General features: G+C 31.8%; 18 protein-coding genes. 15 read left to right on the top strand and 3 right to left on the bottom strand.

Features of this window, described 5'->3' with window-relative positions:
- Window positions 1-43 precede the first annotated feature (43 nt).
- The 8 genes from CKBE_RS02340 to purF all read left to right on the top strand — a co-directional run bounded on the left by CKBE_RS02340 (window position 44) and on the right by purF (window position 11,187).
- A complete protein-coding gene (locus tag CKBE_RS02340) occupies window positions 44-1,351 on the top strand; it encodes a lipoprotein-releasing ABC transporter permease subunit (protein ID WP_225968672.1) in 1,308 nt (435 codons plus the stop codon).
- Window positions 1,341-2,024, top strand: a complete 684-nt coding sequence (locus tag CKBE_RS02345; RefSeq protein ID WP_015390008.1) for an ABC transporter ATP-binding protein — start codon at window positions 1,341-1,343, stop codon at window positions 2,022-2,024. The genes CKBE_RS02340 and CKBE_RS02345 overlap by 11 nt, the downstream gene beginning before the upstream one ends.
- Before the next feature lie 16 nt (window positions 2,025-2,040).
- A complete protein-coding gene (locus tag CKBE_RS02350) occupies window positions 2,041-2,847 on the top strand; it encodes a TatD family hydrolase (RefSeq protein WP_015237990.1) in 807 nt (268 codons plus the stop codon).
- Between the two features lie 212 nt (window positions 2,848-3,059).
- Window positions 3,060-7,049 carry a phosphoribosylformylglycinamidine synthase gene (purL, locus tag CKBE_RS02355; RefSeq protein WP_015237991.1) on the top strand — a complete coding sequence of 1,330 codons (3,990 nt, stop codon included), beginning with the start codon at window positions 3,060-3,062 and terminating at the stop codon, window positions 7,047-7,049.
- Window positions 7,050-7,170: 121 nt separating this feature from the next.
- A complete protein-coding gene (rph, locus tag CKBE_RS02360; RefSeq protein WP_015390009.1) occupies window positions 7,171-7,896 on the top strand; it encodes a ribonuclease PH in 726 nt (241 codons plus the stop codon).
- Between the two features lie 24 nt (window positions 7,897-7,920).
- Window positions 7,921-9,189 carry a bifunctional tetrahydrofolate synthase/dihydrofolate synthase gene (folC, locus tag CKBE_RS02365; RefSeq protein ID WP_015390010.1) on the top strand — a complete coding sequence of 423 codons (1,269 nt, stop codon included), beginning with the start codon at window positions 7,921-7,923 and terminating at the stop codon, window positions 9,187-9,189.
- 32 nt (window positions 9,190-9,221) lie between these two features.
- Window positions 9,222-9,686, top strand: coding sequence for a CvpA family protein (locus tag CKBE_RS02370; RefSeq protein WP_015390011.1), 465 nt, complete (start codon window positions 9,222-9,224; stop codon window positions 9,684-9,686).
- Between the two features lie 43 nt (window positions 9,687-9,729).
- Window positions 9,730-11,187: an amidophosphoribosyltransferase gene (purF, locus tag CKBE_RS02375; protein ID WP_015237995.1), complete on the top strand. Its 1,458-nt coding sequence runs from the start codon at window positions 9,730-9,732 to the stop codon at window positions 11,185-11,187.
- Window positions 11,188-11,266: 79 nt separating this feature from the next.
- Here the strand turns inward: purF and CKBE_RS02380 are convergent, their stop codons facing one another.
- The 3 genes from CKBE_RS02380 to map all read right to left on the bottom strand — a co-directional run bounded on the left by CKBE_RS02380 (window position 11,267) and on the right by map (window position 13,483).
- Window positions 11,267-11,752 (bottom strand): disulfide bond formation protein B, encoded by a 486-nt coding sequence (locus CKBE_RS02380; protein ID WP_015237996.1) that lies wholly within the window; start codon window positions 11,750-11,752, stop codon window positions 11,267-11,269.
- 54 nt (window positions 11,753-11,806) lie between these two features.
- A complete protein-coding gene (locus CKBE_RS02385) occupies window positions 11,807-12,487 on the bottom strand; it encodes a MarC family protein (RefSeq protein WP_015237997.1) in 681 nt (226 codons plus the stop codon).
- A 183-nt stretch (window positions 12,488-12,670) separates the two neighbouring features.
- Window positions 12,671-13,483, bottom strand: a complete 813-nt coding sequence (gene map / locus CKBE_RS02390; protein ID WP_015237998.1) for a type I methionyl aminopeptidase — start codon at window positions 13,481-13,483, stop codon at window positions 12,671-12,673.
- Window positions 13,484-13,797: 314 nt separating this feature from the next.
- Between map and rpsB the strand changes: the two genes are divergently transcribed.
- The 7 genes from rpsB (at window position 13,798) to dxr (ending at window position 19,726) form a co-directional block, all read left to right on the top strand.
- On the top strand, window positions 13,798-14,538 hold the full coding sequence (gene rpsB, locus CKBE_RS02395; protein WP_015237999.1) for a 30S ribosomal protein S2: 741 nt from the start codon (window positions 13,798-13,800) through the stop codon (window positions 14,536-14,538).
- Between the two features lie 62 nt (window positions 14,539-14,600).
- A complete protein-coding gene (gene tsf, locus CKBE_RS02400) occupies window positions 14,601-15,476 on the top strand; it encodes a translation elongation factor Ts (RefSeq protein ID WP_015238000.1) in 876 nt (291 codons plus the stop codon).
- A 97-nt stretch (window positions 15,477-15,573) separates the two neighbouring features.
- Window positions 15,574-16,290: a UMP kinase gene (gene pyrH / locus CKBE_RS02405; protein ID WP_015238001.1), complete on the top strand. Its 717-nt coding sequence runs from the start codon at window positions 15,574-15,576 to the stop codon at window positions 16,288-16,290.
- 14 nt (window positions 16,291-16,304) lie between these two features.
- Window positions 16,305-16,862, top strand: a complete 558-nt coding sequence (gene frr, locus CKBE_RS02410; RefSeq protein ID WP_015238002.1) for a ribosome recycling factor — start codon at window positions 16,305-16,307, stop codon at window positions 16,860-16,862.
- A 58-nt stretch (window positions 16,863-16,920) separates the two neighbouring features.
- Complete coding sequence (gene uppS / locus CKBE_RS02415; RefSeq protein WP_015238003.1) at window positions 16,921-17,652, top strand: polyprenyl diphosphate synthase; 732 nt, start codon at window positions 16,921-16,923, stop codon at window positions 17,650-17,652.
- A gap of 26 nt (window positions 17,653-17,678) precedes the next feature.
- Window positions 17,679-18,527, top strand: a complete 849-nt coding sequence (locus tag CKBE_RS02420) for a phosphatidate cytidylyltransferase (protein ID WP_015238004.1) — start codon at window positions 17,679-17,681, stop codon at window positions 18,525-18,527.
- Window positions 18,524-19,726 carry a 1-deoxy-D-xylulose-5-phosphate reductoisomerase gene (dxr, locus tag CKBE_RS02425; RefSeq protein ID WP_015238005.1) on the top strand — a complete coding sequence of 401 codons (1,203 nt, stop codon included), beginning with the start codon at window positions 18,524-18,526 and terminating at the stop codon, window positions 19,724-19,726. Before CKBE_RS02420 ends, dxr begins: the two co-directional genes overlap by 4 nt.
- Window positions 19,727-19,735: the final 9 nt, after the last annotated feature.

Genomic DNA, 19,735 nt, shown 5'->3' on the forward strand with positions numbered 1-19,735 from the left:
TATCTCTTACATTATCATAAAGTTAGTGTTTTATATTACTTTATTGATTTCTTATTTGGTTAGTAGTGAGCATATTGTGTTTAAATTGCCTTATGAGTTGTGGATAGCAGCAAAATATGTAGGAGTAATTAGAAGAACTAATGACAAATTTATTTCTTTTATTTCTATTGCTTCAGTGATAGGAATATCACTATGTGTTGCGTCCCTAGTAATAGTAGTTTCTATTATGAATGGGTTCCAAAAGGAAATAAAAGACAGGGTTCTTTCTATAACGCCTCACATTGAAATTTCTTCTAATAAATCTCAGTTTAATGATCTAAAAAATGATTTTATAGATAAAATTCTTGGCAGAAATACATATAATGCTATTGCGGCATATTCCCCATTTATAGCTTCTCAGGCAATGTTAGTATCTGGACTATCTAAATTCAGAGGTATTCAAGTTAACGGTATAGATTTTAATAGCTATCGTAATGTCTACCCTTTAGAAAAAAATATCATTCTTGGTAGCTTAGAAAATCTTACTTCGAAAAACCATAATAGTATTATTATTGGTTATGAACTTGCCATAATGATGAACTTACATATAGGGGATAAATTGGGCATTTTATCACCAGATTTTGCATTAGATATAAATTCTTTTATTCCAAAAATAGAACAGTTTATTGTAATAGGTATATTTAAATCTGGATACTATGAGTATGATGCAAATGTTGTGTTTATAAATTTGGACAATGCTTATAAATTATTTTCGGATAATTGCAAATGTGGAATTCGCATACTTCTACATGATACACAAGTAGCTCCATATGTAGGGAATAAAATTAGAGATGATTTGGATTGGAAATTTTTAGTACAGGATTGGGCTAGCAGTAATAAGAATTTATTTATTGCAGTTAAAACAGAAAAACGCATGATGTTTATAATTTTATCTATGATTATTACTGTTTCTGCTTTTAATCTTTTCTCTTCTTTAATTATGGTTGTTAAAGATAGAGCTAGTGAAATAGCTATTATGAGAACCATAGGCATTAGTTCATATAGTATATTAATTATATTTATCTTAGCAGGGTTAATAATCGGTTTAATTGGTACATTTATGGGTATTATCTCTGGTATTTTTATATTATGTAATTTGGATGCTCTTGTCGCTTTTATTGAGAATAGTATGCGAATAGATTTCTTACCGTCAGATATTTACTTTATTAATAAGTTTCCTGTTGATATGAGAATCAAAGATATATTTGCAATATCTTTTTTATCTATATTATTATCATTGTTTGCTACTATTTTACCAAGTTATAAAGCATCTAAATTACAACCAGCTAGAGTGTTGAGTCATGTTAAATAATGGTGATTGTATACTAAGGGTAGTTAATTTATATAAATCCTACGATGATCTTAATAATATGTCTATTATTTTGGACAATATTAATTTCTCATTATATAGATCTGAAATAATTGCTATCATTGGTTCCTCTGGGTCAGGAAAAAGTACTTTATTGCATATAATTGGTCTCTTAGATTTTCCTGATTCTGGATCAGTTTTTATGAATAATATGGATGTAACTAATTTTTCTGAAAATGAGAGAGATAGATTTCATAATTATAATATTAGTTTTATTTATCAATTTCATCATTTGCTATCAGAATTTAATGTATTAGATAATGTTGCTTTGCCCGTAATTATTCGCAATAATTCATATGAGGAGGCTCGTTGTCTTGCTAAAGAACTAATAGAAAAGTTAGGACTAAACGGCAAGGAAAAAAAATTTCCATGTGAATTATCGGGAGGAGAGCGTCAGAGAGTTGCATTAGCAAGATCTTTAATTACTATGCCAGATTGTATAATTGCTGATGAACCAACTGGAAATTTAGATAAAAAAACTTCTATGATGATGTTTGATTATTTTTTGAAGATGAAGAATGAATACGGTACTTCTTTTATAATAGCAACTCATGACTTAGAGATTGCTTCTATGGCTGATAGAAAGATGTGTTTAGAGCATGGTAATTTATTTTAGTTCGATAATATATTAAATGTTTTTTATTGATACCCATTGTCATCTTGATGATACTAGCTTTGGAAATTTTGCTAGTAATATTTATCAGAAAGCAAGACTTTCTGGAGTAGAGGTTGTTATCAATCCTTCTAGAAATATTAACGGTTTTAATAAAATTAAAACTTTATCAAATAGTAACAACGGTATTTTTTACTCTTTTGGTATACATCCACTAGATATTAGTTTAAATTTTCGTAGTGATTTGGATTTTTTATATAAATCTGTAACAGATGTTATTGATGATAAAAAATTTATAGGCATTGGAGAAATAGGATTAGATTTTAGAAATATTTATGACAATACGAATATTTATGTACAAAAAGAGTGTTTTATTAGACAGCTTTTAATAGCTGAGGAATTTAGTCTACCTTTAATTATACATTCAGTGAAATCACATGATATAGTTCTTAGTTTCTTGAGAAAAAGACATAATAGCGGTGGTATTATTCATTCTTTCAGTGGTAGCTATCAGCAAGCACATAGTTTTATTGATCTTGGTTTTTTGCTTGGTTTTGGTGGGGCCATTACATATAAAAGAAATATGAAGGTTCGCTACAATGCAAGTGCTTTGCCATTGGATTCTATAGTTTTAGAGACTGATTCTCCATATATGTTGCCAAGCTGGCTAAATCGAGATAAAGGTGTTTTGAATAGCCCCTGTGAGCTAATATCAATAGCTTTTACATTGGCAAAGTTACGCAATTGTAGTCTTGGTGAAATTGCAAATATAACAACTAAGAATGCATTCAATATAAGTTCTAAACTAAATTATAAAAGCTATTAGGAAATTAATTACAATATACTTATGCAAGCAGTTCTAATTAAATAAGTGATTTGTAATAAAATAGTTTAAGATTAAAAATCTATTTATATATATTGTGTATAAGATATAGTCGTATTAGGGTATTATTTTATAAGCTATATGTAGATTTTGCTGATAGAATAATCAGTTATAGAAGTATTATTTTATAATGTACAGAAGGTAAAGATAATATCGTGTCAACAGTACAATATTTTCCAGGTTCTGCTGCTCTTTCAAGTTTCCGCATAGATCAGCTTTTAAATAAATTCAAAGATTTTGGTCTTTGTGTTTCTAACATTTCATCTTACTATGATCATTTTGTTTGTGTTGAGGAAGTTTTAGATTTTAGAAAATCAGCTAGACTTAATGATTTATTGACATATGGGGGTAATGTTTTTGATAGAAAGTCGATAGATGAAGATAAAAACATATTGGAGTTAATAGTAATTCCTAGGATAGGTACTGTTTCTCCTTGGTCTAGCAAAGCAACAGAAATAGCCCATAACTGTGGTTTCTGTGAAGTTAATCGGATAGAACGAGGGGTTCATTTTATAGTTGAATCGGATCAAAAGGTTAGTTTTAATGATCAAGATCTAGATAAATTATTTAGTCTCTTGCATGACAGGATGACTGAGATTATCATCAGAAATGATTTTGATATTAATTTATTATTTAAAGATTCTGGCATCTCAAAACTAAAAATTATTCCTTTAATTAATGAAGGAATTGTTGCCTTACAAAAAGCTAATTATGATTTAGGTTTAGCTTTATCAGAAGAAGAAATACATTATTTAAGCAACTCTTTTGCTGCTCTTGGTAGAGATCCTACTGATGTTGAGTTAATAATGTTTGCTCAGGCCAATAGCGAACATTGTAGACATAAAATATTTAATGCTTCCTGGGTAATTGATGGTGAAAGAAAAGATTTTTCGCTCTTTGAAATGATTAAATCAACTCATTTAGCCCAGCCTAAAGGGACCGTTGTTGCTTATTCTGATAATGCTGCAATTATGAACGGCAGGAACATTTCTTTTTTCCATCCAGAGATTCCCAATGATTCTGGAATGGCAAAATATGTTGCTTCAGATTTAGACATGAATATCTTAATGAAGGTTGAGACGCATAATCATCCTACAGCGATAGCTCCTTTTCAAGGAGCTTCTACTGGAGCTGGTGGTGAAATTCGGGATGAAGGGGCTACCGGTCGTGGATCTAAACCTAAAGCTGGTTTAACTGGTTTTACTGTTTCTCATTTAAGAATTAGTGATTCAATTCAGCCTTGGGAGTTTTCTTATGAAAATACTCCAAAAAGGGTTTCTTCTCCTCTTTCTATCATGATAGATGGACCATTAGGTGGTGCTGCTTTTAATAATGAATTTGGTAGGCCTAATATTTTAGGGTATTTTAGGGTTTTTGAACAAAAGGTTTGTGACATTCATTGGGGATACCACAAGCCTATAATGCTTGCTGGTGGATTAGGTGTTATTGATGACAAGTTGTCTCATAAAAAAAATATCCATGACGGAGCGCTATTAATACAGCTTGGCGGGCCAGGTTTTCGTATAGGTATAGGTGGTGGCGCTGCTTCCAGTACTGATATAGGCAGCAATTCTGAAGATCTTGACTTTAATTCTGTGCAAAGAGGCAACCCTGAAATAGAGAGAAGGGCACAAGAGGTGATAGATCGTTGTTGGCAACTAGGAGAAAGAAATCCGATTATATCTATTCATGATGTTGGTGCTGGTGGACTTTCAAATGCATTCCCTGAATTGGTAAATGATTCTAAAATGGGGGCTATCTTTAATATTAGAAAAATTCCAATAGAAGAAAATGGTATGTCTCCATCAGAGATATGGACCAATGAATCGCAAGAGAGATATGTTCTTGCAATCAACAAAAAAGATTTAACTTTTTTTGATTATATAGCAAAAAGAGAGCGTTGTCCTTATTCTGTAATCGGTATTGCTACGACAAATCGATTGCTTAAAGTTCTTGATATTGATAAAAATATAAAAATTGATGATCTCCCTAATATAACTGATTCTTTTGACAATAATCCTGTGGATATATCATTAGAAATAATTCTAGGGAAGCCACCTAAATTACAACGTACAGTTAATAGAGTTGTTAGGATTAACAAAAAACTGGTCTTTGACGGAGTCTTAATTAAAGAAGCTATTTCTAGAGTATTAAGGCACCCTACAGTATCAAATAAATCCTTCTTAGTCACTATAGGGGATCGTAGCGTTGGCGGAATGGTATGTAGAGATCAAATGGTTGGCCCATGGCAGGTTCCTGTATCAAATTTTGCTGTAACAGCATCTGATTATGAGAGGTATTCTGGGGAGGCGATGGCAATTGGAGAGCGTTCTCCGATAGCTATAATTAATGCTCCTTCATCTGGTCGCATGGCATTAGCAGAGGCTATTACTAATTTAATACCTGCTGGGGTAGATAAATTTGAAGATATAAAATTATCGGCTAATTGGATGGCGGCATGTGGTTTCGATGGGCAAGATGCAGATTTATATGATACTGTTGAAGCAGTTAGTGATTTTTGTAAGCATATAGGTTTATCTATACCTGTTGGTAAAGATTCATTGTCTATGAAGACTGTTTTTGAGCATGGAGGCAATAGAAAACAGGTTGTTTCACCAATATCACTTATAGTAACAGCTTTTGCAAATATCAGTGATGTGCGCAAGAGTTTGACCCCTCAACTCAGGAATGATGTTGATAGCCTATTAATGTTTATTGATCTTGGTGATTTTAAAAATCGCATGGGCGGCTCTATTTTTGCCCAAGTATATGATCAGATTGGAAATGATTCACCTGATATATCTCCTGATAAATTAGCTTCTTTTTTTAATTTTATAAAATTATTATCCAGCAAGAATCTAATTTTATCTTATCATGACCGCTCTGATGGCGGTTTAATTACAACTCTCATTGAAATGTCTTTAGCTAGTCATTTTGGCTTGTCAATAAATCTAGATTCTATTATAAATAATTTAGAAAATGTTGATTATGAAAGTCTTAATGAATTATTGATAAGAGTTTTATTTTCAGAGGAGATAGGAGCTGTTATCCAAATACCTAAGAGAGATAAAAATGAAATTGTTAATTTCTTGGGGAAATTTAATTTAGGGTCTTCAGCTCACATTATAGGGAGTATAAATAACAGTAATACTTTAGATATAAATTATCAAAACAAATTGGTATGGTCTGAAAAATGCTCTTTGTTAGGAAAAATATGGAGTGAAGTAAGCTATAACATTTCTATAAGAAGAGATAATCCATTATGTGCCCAATCTGAATTTGATACATGGGATGATATTTCTGATCCTGGAATAAATCCATTTTTATCATTTGATATGAAGGATATAGATGCTCCTTTCATTTCTAAAGGATCTAGACCTTCAGTAGCAATACTTAGAGAACAAGGTTGTAATAGTAATATAGAGATGGCCTGGGCATTTGACAAGGTTGGTTTTAATGCCATTGATGTTCATATGAGTGATTTATTATCGGGTCGTATTAATTTATCTTCATTTAAAGGTTTAGTTGCTGTAGGTGGGTTCAGTTATGGTGATGTTTTAGGGGCGGGTGAAGGTTGGGCCCGTACTATATTATTCAATAATTTGATGTGTGATCAATTCTCTGAATATTTTTCTAGAAAAGATACTTTTTCCTTGGGAGTATGTAATGGTTGTCAAATGATATCTGCATTGTCTTCAATTGTCCCAGGTGCTACAGATTGGCCACGTTTTACTAGGAATAAATCAGAGAGATATGAGTCTCGTTTATCTACTATAGAAATATTGAAATCTCCTTCTATCTTATTCAATGGAATGGAAGGATCTAAAATACCTATTGTTATTGCACATGGCGAAGGATATGCAGATTACTCAAAATGTGACAGTATGGCAAATTCATATGTATCTGCATGTTTTGTAGACAATTATGGAAACAAAACAGAGAAGTATCCATTTAATCCTAATGGTAGTCCTGGCGGTATTACTGCTGTTACAACTTTGGATGGCCGCTGCACTATTATGATGCCTCATCCAGAAAGAGTAACGAGGAATGTAACACTATCATGGGCTCCAGCAGAATGGGTAAATAGATATAAATATAGCCCATGGATGAAAATGTTTTATAATGCTCGTATCTGGGTAGATTAACAATAGATTAAAGCTCGTTAGTTTTACTGTCGAGCTTTAATCTAGTAAGTTTATACTTGTATTTTACCTTGTTTTTATCGCATAAATGTTTTTATCAATGTTTTGTTTTAATTGAAATTATATGAAATATAATCGTGCTTTTAATCGCTCATGCACTCAATTACGTAATTTTGAGATTATAAGAAATTTTACTAGTCAAGCAGTGGGTTCAGTTTTTATTAAGGCAGGTGATACATACGTTTTATGTACCGCTACTATTGTGGAAAATGTACCTGATTTTATGAAAAAACAGAAAGATTGTGGATGGGTTACAGCAGAATATAGCATGTTGCCTGCTGCTACACATATTAGATCTAATAGAGAATCTGTTTATGGTAAACAAACAGGAAGATCACATGAAATACAACGTTTTATAGGTCGAAGTATCAGGTCTATGTTTGATTTGTCTTTGTTAGGGTCACGCACTATTCACTTTGATTGTGATGTTATACAGGCAGATGGCGGTACTAGATGTGCAAGTATAACTGGAGCTTGTATTGCTGCTTTTGATGCCGTGAGCTATTTGATTGACAACGGATTTATAAATAAAAATCCTATTTTTAATTACATAGCAGCAGTTTCTGTCGGTAAAGTAGGAGATAAATTATTATTAGACATGGATTATACTGAAGATTGTAATTGTGATGTTGATATGAATGTGGTTATGGACGCAAAAGGCAGATTTGTAGAAATTCAAGCGACTGGAGAAAAATCATTATTTTCTATGAATGATATGAATGATATGATTGTTTTAGCGCAGGAAGGCATCTCAAAGCTCATTAATTTACAAAAAGAATGTTTTAGTTAAATTGCTCTTTATAAGATTTTTATAGTGAATAAAAACAATTCATCATTACAGGAATGGCTAAGTTACATTGAGTCAATTCATTCGGTTAGTATAGATCTAAATCTGGATAGGGTTAGATTGGTCGTTTCACTCATGGGTATAAGTATAGATGGGATAGTATTTACTATTGGTGGAACAAATGGTAAAGGATCTACTTGTAGTTTTTTAGAAAGTTTTTCATTAGAGGCGGGTTATACTGTAGGATTATATACTTCTCCGCATATAATATCTTTTAATGAAAGGTTCAGAATCAATGGTATTAGTGCAAGTGATAATGATATTATTGAGTCTCTAGATTTCATAGATAAAGTTAGGGGTGAAATCTCCTTATCCTATTTTGAGTTTACCACTCTAGCGGCTATATATTTATTTTCAGTAAGAAAACTAGAAGTATTAATCTTTGAAATCGGTATGGGTGGTCGTTTAGACGCTGTTAACATTATAGATCCTGATTGCTCTATTATTACTAATATTGGTCTTGATCATGTTGAGTGGTTGGGAGAATCTAGGGAGGCTATAGGTTTTGAGAAAGCTCATATCTACAGAAAAAATAAACCAGCTATTTGTGGTGATATTAGCCCGCCATCATCTTTGCTAAATTATGCTTATAGAATAGATTCAGAGTTATTATTGATTAATAGAGATTTCAAATATTCAATTCATAATAACACCTGGTCCTATTATGGAAAATATAATAACTTTGATGGATTGCCATATCCTAAAATGTTGGGTAAATATCAATTATTAAATGCTTCAATGGCTTTAACGGCAATAGGTTCAGTCAAAGATAGGTTAAAGGTTTCATATAAAAACATAAGTGATGGGATATCAAATTCATTTTTACCTTGCAGATTTCAGATTGTACAAGAAAATCCTACAGTTATTCTTGATGTTGCTCATAATGCACATGCAGCTGTTTCCTTAGCAGAAAATCTAGCAGATAACGATAATTTTTCTAAAACACATATAGTAATCGGGATGTTAAAGGATAAGAATATAATAGAAGTTGCAAAAACATTGAATCCTTATGTTGATTACTGGTATTGTTGTAGCACTTTTGGCCCTAGAGGTTTGTCTTCAGATTTTCTCTTCGATATTATTAAAAATAATTTGAAATCAGACAATATATCTTGTTTTCCTAGTGCTATTAGTGCATTTAATTTTTCGCTTAGCAATTCTAATCAATGTGATAGGATACTGGTTTTTGGATCTTTTTTAACTATCTCTGATATTTATCAGTTGTATTCTAATTAGTTTTATTAGTAGTTTATTAATTTGGTAATAAAGTGGATTTTTTTGATTATATACTAGCCTGCGTATTATTGGCTTCCTGCATTATTGGATATTTTCGTGGTTTCATGAGGGAGTTATTATCGTTTCTTTCTTATTTTATATCATTTTTAATAACTGTGTTATTAGTACCAGATGTTAATGATTTTATTGAAAAATACCTAGATTCTCAGTTGTTTAGTATTTGTTTATCGTGTTTTATAGTGTTTTTGTCTATATTATCAGCATGTGGTTTTATTAATATATTAATATCATTCTTTGTCATTAAATCAGGAATGACATCTACTGATCGTGTGCTAGGTATTGTCTTTGGGGCATTGCGTGGATTATTATTAACACTGTTAGCACTATTATGTTGTAGTATGTTGTCCACAGAGTGTTGGTTTATGGATTCAGTTATCATAAAGCCAGCTATGGATTTAGTTTATAAAATCAAGGAATTACTCCTATCTGATATTTAAAAATTCAAATAGTGGTATTCTTAATATCATTAGGAATTATTTTATGTGTGGAATAGTTGGTGTAGTTGGTCGTAGTCATGTAAATCAGCTGTTATATGATAGTTTATTGCTTTTGCAGCATAGAGGTCAGGACGCTGCAGGCATAGCTACATCTGATAATAGACAATTCTATCTGCATAAGTCTCATGGTCTTGTGCGGGATGTGTTTCGTGCACATAATATGCTTTCTTTACCAGGATATTGTGGTATAGGGCAAGTGAGGTATCCTACATCTGGTTCTAATGTTAATGAACAAGAGGCGCAACCATTTTATGTTAACGCTCCTTTTGGTATTATGTTTGCTCACAATGGCAATTTAACCAATTGGAAAGAATTAAGAGAGTCATTATTTAAAGTTGATCTGCGACATATAAATACTAATTCTGATTCAGAAGTTTTGCTTAATGTGTTCGCTAATGAGCTTCAATCAGCTGTTCATGGAGTTTCTCTTGATGAAAATTCTATATTCCAAGCTATCTCCGGAGTTCATAGAAGGGTAAGAGGTGCATATGCTGTTGTATCAATCATATCTGGTTATGGTTTAGTAGCCTTCCGTGATGTTAATGGTATACGTCCACTTTGTATTGGAAGACAAGAAACAAATAGTGGTACCGAATGGATGGTAGCATCAGAATCAGTAGCTCTAGAAGGGAATGGGTTTACTTTTGTACGTGATGTTGACCCAGGAGAGGCTATATTTATCGATATGGATAGTAATTTATTCAGTAAACAATGTGCAGATAATCCTAAACTTTCTCCATGTATATTTGAATATATATACTTCTCACGCCCTGATTCTTTTATTGATAAGGTTCCTGTATATGATGCTAGACTAAGAATGGGTGAGTACTTAGCAAAAAAATTAACTAAATATGTAAGAACAGGCGATATAGATGTTGTTATACCTATACCAGATTCTTCACGTCCTGCGGCAATGCAATTAGCCCATTCTTTAAATATTAATTATCGTGAAGGTCTTATAAAGAACCGATATGTAGGAAGAACTTTCATTATGCCTGGTCAGGCTATGCGTAGAAAATCAGTTAGACAAAAGTTAAATACTATAAATATGGAATTTAAGAATAAAAATATTTTATTAGTAGATGACTCTATTGTTCGAGGCACTACCAGTAAGGAAATAGTAGAGATGGCGCGTTCATCTGGTGCAAATAAAGTATATTTTGCATCAGCTGCCGCTCAAATAAAACATCAGAATGTTTATGGTATCGATATGCCTACTCAGAGCGAACTTATAGCTTCTAATAGAACTGATGAAGAAATTGCAAAATTTATAGGAGCAGATGCGTTAATTTATCAGGATCTTGATGACATGAAGAAGTCTATTACTGATATTAATAACTCTCTTACTGATTTCGATGCTTCTTGTTTTGATGGTATATATGTAACTGGAGATATAGATTCTATATATTTATCAAATCTAAGTAATAGTAGGGTTTCGTAAATTAATAAAAACAGCATGTATTTTTCACAATTACATGCTGTTACTTTATATTTTTAAGTGTGAAAGCATAAAGTAAATATTAGTTAATATTTCTTATAGCTGCTGATATTGCTATAACTGCTAGTATTATGAATAATGATAGGCTCCATATGAAATACTCAACGCCAAATAAGAAAACAGGATCATCTGCACATGATGAATACACACTAAATAACCATGGAATTAATGAATCAAATCCTGTGCTATTAATTATAGAATCAGCCGGTGTTATCATCATGCAAGACAAATTTTCTGAATAGGATATTTTTTGCATATATACAGCTAATATGCCTAATATGCTTAGAATCGATATAATTATCGCAACCATTCTAGATAATATATCACTTCTTATATAGAAACCTATGAATGAAACGATTCCGATTATAAAAAAAATAAGGCGTTGAACAATACACCAAGAGCAAGGCTTCATATCAAACACATGCTGAGATATAAGAGCTGCTGATATTGAAGTGAAGCAAAGTATAGAAACCAAAATAAATAATTTATTGCGGTAGGTTGTTTGCATAATGGTCTCTATAAACTCAGTGTATAAATAGTCATTTATGTTGAAAATTTCAGATTATAGAAAAGTTCTAATTAGCTCATTTGCACCAGCCCAACAGATTTGAACTCCAAGACAAAGCATAATAAAAGAAGAAAGTTTCATAAACACGGCAGTACCACTTTCTCCTAGTTTATTTAACATCTGGGCTGAAAATTTCATGCATATATAGAGTATAGATGATAACAATAGTATAGCTAACACAGATCCTGAAAATTTCATTGTAATTGAATTAATACTGTTACTATCAATTAGATAAATTCCTACGGCTATAGCCCCTGATATTGCACCTGGTCCAAATGCAACTGGAAAAGTCAGTGGGTAAAATGCACGAGAATTAGCTATTTCTAGACTCATTAATTCTTGTTTTTCATTTCCATTAGAATTACTTTCATCAGAAGAGTTTATAAGGTTCCAGGCACTAAATATTATTAATGTTCCACCGCCTAGTCGTACAATTGGTAAAGATATTCCAAATAATGCTAATATTGCATTCCCAATTAATAATGTAGCTATTAGCATAATAGCTACATTGCTAGCAATTTTTTTAGCTAGCATTAACCTAGTATCTGGTGATGCATTTTCTGTCATAGAAAGAAATATTGGAGCAATTGCTGGTGGGTTTAAAAAAGGAAGCAATGTTCCAAAAGTGAATAAAAAACTTTTTGTTAGAGGAGATAAAAATTCTGGAAGTAGCATAATTTAAGTAAATTGAAAATTAAATGATTATTCGGTGTCATTAGATATCTTGCTAATTACGAATTAATTAAAATTCTAGAAAGAATACATATTAACAATTTCTCCAGGATCATAATAAATATTTATCGTATTTAAAATCTAATCAAGTCATTTGACATGACGGCTTCATTATAACAGATTTATTTAAAATATATCTTGATTATCAATAAATGATGGGGGCTTAGGTGCTCCTGGTGACAATGTTAGAACCTCATATCCGTCATCCGTTACACATATTGTATGCTCCCATTGGGCAGAGAGGCTATGATCTTTTGTTACTATAGTCCATCCATCTGAAAGTTGTTTTATTTCTTTTTTCCCTGCATTTATCATTGGCTCTATTGTAAACAACATTCCAGTGCGTAATATTTCCCCGGTATTAGGTTTTCCATAGTGTAGCACTTGTGGATCTTCATGAAATTTTCTTCCAATACCGTGACCGCAGAATTCTCTTACTACCGAGAAACCTGCTTCTTCAGCATGTTTTTGTATTGCGTGCCCTATGTCTCCTAATCTTACAGAATTTTTCACTTTTTGTATGCCTTTCCACATACATTCATAAGTTATTTCTGACAATCTTAAAGATTGTATCGATTGATCCCCAATATGGTACATTCTACTGGTATCTCCATACCATCCATCTTTTATAATAGTGACATCTATATTTAAAGAATCTCCGTTTTTTAGAATTTTATCGTTTGGGATCCCATGACATACTTGATGATTCACAGAAGTGCATATAGATCCTGGGAAAGGAGAATGTCCTTGCGGAGCATATCCAATAGTTGCCGATTTGACTTTAAGCTCATTTGTCAAATACTCTAGACACAACTTATCCAGGTATCTTGTTGTAACACCTGGTTTTACATAACTTGTTATAAAATCTAATATTTTTGCTGCATCTTTGCAAGCAGATCTCATTTTATTTAGATCGTTTTCGTTATTGATAATGCTCATTTTATGTTTTTAAAAAAAATTTATTTTTGTATAGTGTTAATACAATAATTCGTTGCAAATTATTATATTGTGTGATTGATATTAAATCCCAATGTTATTGATTGCAATAGCTATTTTATTTTGCGTATAAACAATTGTTATTTATATAAAATAAATTAATTATTATTTTAATTCTTAAAGCCATATCTATCTTGTTTGTGTATAATTATCAGCTATAAATAATTATATAAATTTATAAATCGCACAATACGTTATCAGGGGTGTCTTTTTGTAGATGCTTATGTATTGTAAGAAATTAACCCTTGGAGATTTTTATGTCTATGATGAGAGAAATGTTGGAAGCTGGTGTCCATTTTGGGCATCAAACAAGATACTGGAATCCTAAAATGGCTCAGTATATTTTTGGGCAAAGAAATAAGATACATATAATAAACCTTGAAAAAACAGTAGAAAAATATCTAGAGGCATTAAAATTTATCAAGAAATCAGCATCTGCCAGCAGTAATATTTTATTTGTAGGAACAAAAAGAGCAGCTCGTGAATTCATTGCTAGCGAGGCTAGTAGATGTAATATGCCTTATGTTGATTCTAGATGGCTCGGTGGAATGTTGACTAATTTTAAAACAGTAAAATCCTCTATCAAAAGGTTGAAAGAAATGGAGATTATTGTTGCTAATGGCAATGCTGATAAAATGATAAAAAAGGAAGGTTTATTATTTTATCGTGAGCTTGATAAGCTTAATAAAGCTATTGGTGGTATTAAAAATATGAATAACCTTCCAGATATAATGTTCGTCATAGATGTTGGTTACCATAAGATTGCCATATCTGAGGCTAGAGCCTTAGGGATAAAAGTAGTTGCGGTTGTTGATACAAATCATTCTCCTGATGGGGTTGACTATGTTATTCCTGGAAATGATGATTCTGCTAAGGCTATAGCTTTATATTGCAAAGGGATATCAGATGCAGTATTGGAAGGACGTAAAAAAAATGTAGATGATATCGTTGATAACATGAAAGAAAATTCTGAAGATTTTGTTGAGGTTGCTATTTGATAGAATTTCTAGATTGGTTTTTGTTTATTTAAAATTTAATTGTTCGGTATTTTAGGAATTATATGTCCAATATTAATGCTTCTCTTGTAAAAGAATTAAGAGAAAAGACTGATGCTCCTATGATGGAATGTAAAAGAGCACTTATTGAGTCTAATGGTGATATAAAAAAAGCTGAAGACCTCCTTAGAATTAAGCTTGGAAATAAAGCTAATAAAGCTGCTTCTCGTGTAGCAGCTGAGGGTTTAATAGGTTTATACATCTCAGATAATTTAAAGTTTGGTGCTTTAATTGAAGTGAACTGTGAGACTGATTTTGTTGCCAAAAACAAAGAGTTTATTTCTTTTGCAAACAAATTGGCAGAAATAGTAGCAAATAATAATCCGTCTGACTTGCTAGGCTTGAGTAATTTAGTTTTCGATGAGAATGATACTGTTGATAGTACTAGAAAGTCTATGATTGGTAGGATTGGTGAAAATATTTCTATTAGACGTTTTGCCAGAGTAGTTGCAAATGGATCTTTATCTGGATATAGTCACAATGGTCGAATATGTGTATTGGTAGATCACTCTGGTAATGATGATGTAGGTAAAGATGTTGCTATGCATATAGCTGCAGTAAGACCAAGATCTATAGATGCTTCTGGTGTCAGTATAGATGAAATCAATTCTGAGCGTTCAATTGCAATGGAAAAAGCAAAAAAATCTGGCAAGCCAATTGATATAATAGAGAAAATTGTTGATGGATCGGTACAGAAGTTTTTAAAAGAAGTTACATTGATGTCTCAAGCATTTGTCAAGGATGAAAAAAAGACTGTTAAACAAATGCTTGATGAGAAATCATCATCAGTTAATAGTTTTATATTTTATGTTGTTGGAGATGGTATAGAAAAAAAAGAGGTAGATTTTGCCGCCGAAGTTGCAGCAGTCAGTGCCATGTAGTTTTATCTTCCATTACGAAATATTTTTATGAGTTTATTGTTTTGCTTGGATTGTTGAATTGTTTATTATTGGTAGGTAAACCATCGGAATGTGAATCATGTACAGTAAACCATACAAAAGAGTTTTGTTAAAGCTTTCTGGTGAAGCGCTTATGGGTGATGATTCTTTTGGTATAAATAGATCAACCATTTTGTGTATCACTAAAGAAATAGTAAAGGTTATTGAATTAGGCATAGAATTAGCTATTGTGATAGGCGGTGGTAATATTTTTCGTGGCCTTGCTCCAGGAGCTCAGGGTATGGATCGTGCTACCGCTGATTATATGGGCATGATGGCTACTATTATGAATGCTCTTGCTTTACAGGATTCTCTTAAATGTCTTGGTATAGATGCTCGTGTGCAATCTGCTTTGAATATAGATCAGGTGGTAGAGCCTTACATAAGATCTAAGGCTCTACGGTATTTAGAAGAGGGCAAAGTAGTAATTTTTGCAGCCGGTACTGGCAATCCATTTTTTACTACTGATACAGCAGCTGCGTTACGTGGCGCAGAAATTGGGGCAGAAATTGTATTAAAGGCTACTAAAGTCGATGGTATATATAGTTCTGATCCAAAAAAAGATCCTACAGCTACTAGGTACATGCGCATATGTTTTGATGAGGTTATTGTGCGCAGAATTGAAGTTATGGATGCTACCGCTTTTGCGCTGTGTCGTGATCAAAAATTACCAATTAATGTATTCTCTATTTATAAATCTAGTGCACTAAAGCGTGTTGTAATAGGTGAAAATGAAGGAACATTAGTTCATCTTTAATAGGATAATTTTTTATGAATATGGATATTTGTAGTTCTTTTGAAAGCAAAATGTCTAAATCTGTTGATGTGTTAGTATCTAATTTGGCAAAAATTCGCACGGGTCGTGCTCATATTGGCATTCTTGATCATATTTCTATTGATTATTATGGTTCTTTTACCTTAATAAATAAAATAGCAAACATTAATCTGTTGGATGCTAGGAATATACAGGTCGTTCCTTATGAAAAAAGAATGATTAATGCAATAGAGAAATCCATAAGAGAATCTGATTTAGGTCTTAATCCAATTTCATTTGGTGATAGTATTAAAGTTCCCATGCCTCCTCTAACTGAAGAGCGTCGTAAAAGTTTAGTCAAGGTTGTAAAATCTGAAGGCGAAGATACAAAAGTGGCTATACGTAATATTCGTCGTGAAGCTAATGATCTTTTAAAGAAAATGGTTAAAGATAAAGATATATCAGAGGATGAGGAGAAAAGGCTACAGGATTCTATACAAAAAATAACAGATCAGAAAATTATATTAATAAGCCAGATAATATCTAAAAAAGAGACTGAAGTCATGGCAATATAATACGATATAATAATTTTTTGCAATGCAATATTAAACTGGTTTGTCAGATATATGAGTCATGTTGAGTAATAAAAAGCTTCCAAGGCATGTTGCTATTGTTATGGATGGTAATGGTCGATGGGCGAATAAAAGATTTCTACCAAGGTCTTCGGGTCATTTTAAAGGGGTAAGTTCTGTAGGTCAAATTATAGATAAAGTTACTCAGTTAGATATTCGTTATCTTACTCTGTTTGCGTTTAGTTCAGAAAATTGGCGTAGACCCGCAGATGAGATTGAATATCTAATGAGCTTATTTATAAAAACATTAGAAAATGAAGTCGATAGAATGATAGATAAGGGGATAAATTTACGTATAGTTGGTGATATTACTGTGTTTGGTAGCTACCTTCAGGATTTAATAAAGAGTGTCATTTATAAAACATCACATAACAACAGTCTATATCTTACCATAGCGGCAAATTATGGTGGAAGGTGGGATATATTACAGGCTATAAAAAAAATGTTAATAAAAGAGCCTGATGTTTTAAATAATATAGATCTTATAAATGAAGAACTGTTATCTAGTTATTTATCAATGTCTTGGGCCCCTGAGCCAGACTTGTTAATAAGAACTGGAGGTGAGAAGCGTCTTTCTAATTTCCTGATATGGCAATTAGCATATACAGAATTATATTTTACAGATATTTATTGGCCTGATTTTGGTTCTAATGAATTAGAAGAGGCATTTAGGTGGTATTGCTCTAGAGAACGTAGATTTGGAAGAACAAGTGCACAACTAAAAAAGATCTGATGCTATGAAACTAAGTGAGTTATTGAATGCTGAAACATAGATTTTTAACTGCAATAATGCTGATACTAGTATTTTCTTTATCTTTAATCTCAGAAAACGATAAAAATTTCATGGTTTTCTTGTCTATTGTTATATCGTTAGTTTTATGGGAATGGCTACTTATGTCTGTTCCTGTTTATGTCTCAAAAAAAAAATGTACAGCAGTAGCAATTTTTCTATTTATGGCAATGATGCTGTCATTAACTTTTATAAGTATAAATAACATTATTAAATATAAATATATTATTTATAGAGTAATATTAATTATTAATATAATTTGGTTATTCATATCTTTTGTTTCTGTGTTTCTTGCTAGAATATTTTCCAATATAGAGCGCTTATTAATATCTATTTTCTCAGTTATTTTATGTTCTGTTGTTTGGTTTATTTTGATATTCTACTACATTAGCTACAACTCATGGTTTATAATATCTTTGTTAATTTTTATATGTTTAATAGATACATCTGGATATTTTGTAGGTAAATATATTGGTAAAAAAAAATTAGCATATAAGATCAGTCCAAATAAAACTATTGCTGGTGCTGTATCTGGGATTTGTTTTTCTGTTATATGGTTTTATATAAGCAGCTTCATTAGCGATAGTTTTTCCAGTGTATTGATATATAAATGGTCATTATTCTTGGCGTTATTATTTTCAATAATATTATCTTTTCTTGCTATATTTGGTGATTTATTTGAATCATTGTTAAAAAGAAATTCAGGTATTAAAGATTCAAGTAATCTCCTACCTGGACATGGTGGGGTTTATGATAGATTTGATGGAATAATTTCAGTTATTCCTACAATGTTTTTATTATCAGAGGTATCGTTTTGAGTGCGTTACGTCGCGTTTTTATTTTTGGGTCTACTGGATCAATTGGTAAAAAAACCCTTGAGATTATTGATGCATTTCACGGAGAGATTGAGGTTTTTGGTCTTAGTGCTTATAGCAAAATAGATGATTTAGTTGCTCAAGCTATTAAATATAAAGTCAAGGTTGTTGTCGTTCCTAATGTTAGAGCCAAGGAACATTTTTATGAAAAATGGATTGATAAGAATTCTATTCCAAAGCTGTTATTAGGCCCTGAATCTCTTGTAGACATGGCTTATGATACTAGCTATGACACAGTTATTGCTGCAATTGTAGGTATAGCTGGTTTAGCATCTGCTTTGGCAGCAGCTAAATCTGGGAAACGTATTTTATTAGCAAATAAAGAAGTTTTAGTGGTAGCAGGAAGCCTCTTTATGCAATATGTTGCTGATAATAATGCAGAAATAATTCCTATAGATAGTGAGCATAATGCTATTTTCCAATGTTTATGTGATAACAACATTGGAATTGATTTTAAAAAAATAGAAAATACTATTAGACGTATAGTATTAACTGCTTCCGGTGGCCCATTTCGTACGCATGACCTAGAAAGATTGCAAGCTATAACTCCAGAACAGGCATGTTTACATCCAAGTTGGGATATGGGTCGTAAAATATCTGTAGATTCATCAACCATGATAAATAAGGGGTTTGAGGTTATTGAGACACATTGGCTATTTCATATTCCAATAAAAAAAATTGAAATAATAATACATCCACAAAGTATAATACATTCTATGGTTGAATATATTGATGGATCAATATTAGCGCAATTAAGCAAACCTGATATGGGTATTCCTATATCTTATGCTTTAGGTTTTCCAAATAGAACAAAAAATGAAGTGGGTTTTATAGATTTTATAGATCTTAGAAAACTTGAGTTTTATCCTCCTGATTTTGTAAAATTTCCATGTTTATCCTTAGCTCTTGAAGCTTTAAAATTAGGACAAGCTCATTGTATCGTTCTAAATGCTGCTAATGAAGTAGCAGTAGAGTCTTTTCTTAATGGAACCATAAAATATATAAACATTCCAAAGATAATAGAAAATTCTATAGAGTGGTATGAACAAAAAATTCCTTATCTCTTAAACAATCTAGATGATATATTGCATTTAGATATGATTTCTCGTAGTTTTGCGTATAAGATCTGTCATGAAGAATGAAGAAATCAC

The sequence above is a fragment of the Candidatus Kinetoplastibacterium blastocrithidii (ex Strigomonas culicis) genome (genome assembly GCF_000319245.1).
GTDB lineage: Bacteria > Pseudomonadota > Gammaproteobacteria > Burkholderiales > Burkholderiaceae_B > Kinetoplastidibacterium > Kinetoplastidibacterium blastocrithidiae.

Bases quoted from the DNA above. Each gene is read 5' to 3' on its own strand.
- CKBE_RS02350 (WP_015237990.1), top strand. From the start codon at position 2,041: ATGTTTTTTATTGATACCCATTGTCATCTTGATGATACTAGCTTTGGA.
- tsf (WP_015238000.1), top strand. From the start codon at position 14,601: ATGTCCAATATTAATGCTTCTCTTGTAAAAGAATTAAGAGAAAAGACT.
- CKBE_RS02380 (WP_015237996.1), bottom strand. From the start codon at position 11,752: ATGCAAACAACCTACCGCAATAAATTATTTATTTTGGTTTCTATACTT.
- frr (WP_015238002.1), top strand. From the start codon at position 16,305: ATGAATATGGATATTTGTAGTTCTTTTGAAAGCAAAATGTCTAAATCT.
- map (WP_015237998.1), bottom strand. From the start codon at position 13,483: ATGAGCATTATCAATAACGAAAACGATCTAAATAAAATGAGATCTGCT.
- CKBE_RS02385 (WP_015237997.1), bottom strand. From the start codon at position 12,487: ATGCTACTTCCAGAATTTTTATCTCCTCTAACAAAAAGTTTTTTATTC.
- CKBE_RS02420 (WP_015238004.1), top strand. From the start codon at position 17,679: ATGCTGAAACATAGATTTTTAACTGCAATAATGCTGATACTAGTATTT.
- pyrH (WP_015238001.1), top strand. From the start codon at position 15,574: ATGTACAGTAAACCATACAAAAGAGTTTTGTTAAAGCTTTCTGGTGAA.
- CKBE_RS02345 (WP_015390008.1), top strand. From the start codon at position 1,341: ATGTTAAATAATGGTGATTGTATACTAAGGGTAGTTAATTTATATAAA.
- purF (WP_015237995.1), top strand. From the start codon at position 9,730: ATGTGTGGAATAGTTGGTGTAGTTGGTCGTAGTCATGTAAATCAGCTG.
- rpsB (WP_015237999.1), top strand. From the start codon at position 13,798: ATGTCTATGATGAGAGAAATGTTGGAAGCTGGTGTCCATTTTGGGCAT.
- uppS (WP_015238003.1), top strand. From the start codon at position 16,921: ATGTTGAGTAATAAAAAGCTTCCAAGGCATGTTGCTATTGTTATGGAT.
- rph (WP_015390009.1), top strand. From the start codon at position 7,171: ATGAAATATAATCGTGCTTTTAATCGCTCATGCACTCAATTACGTAAT.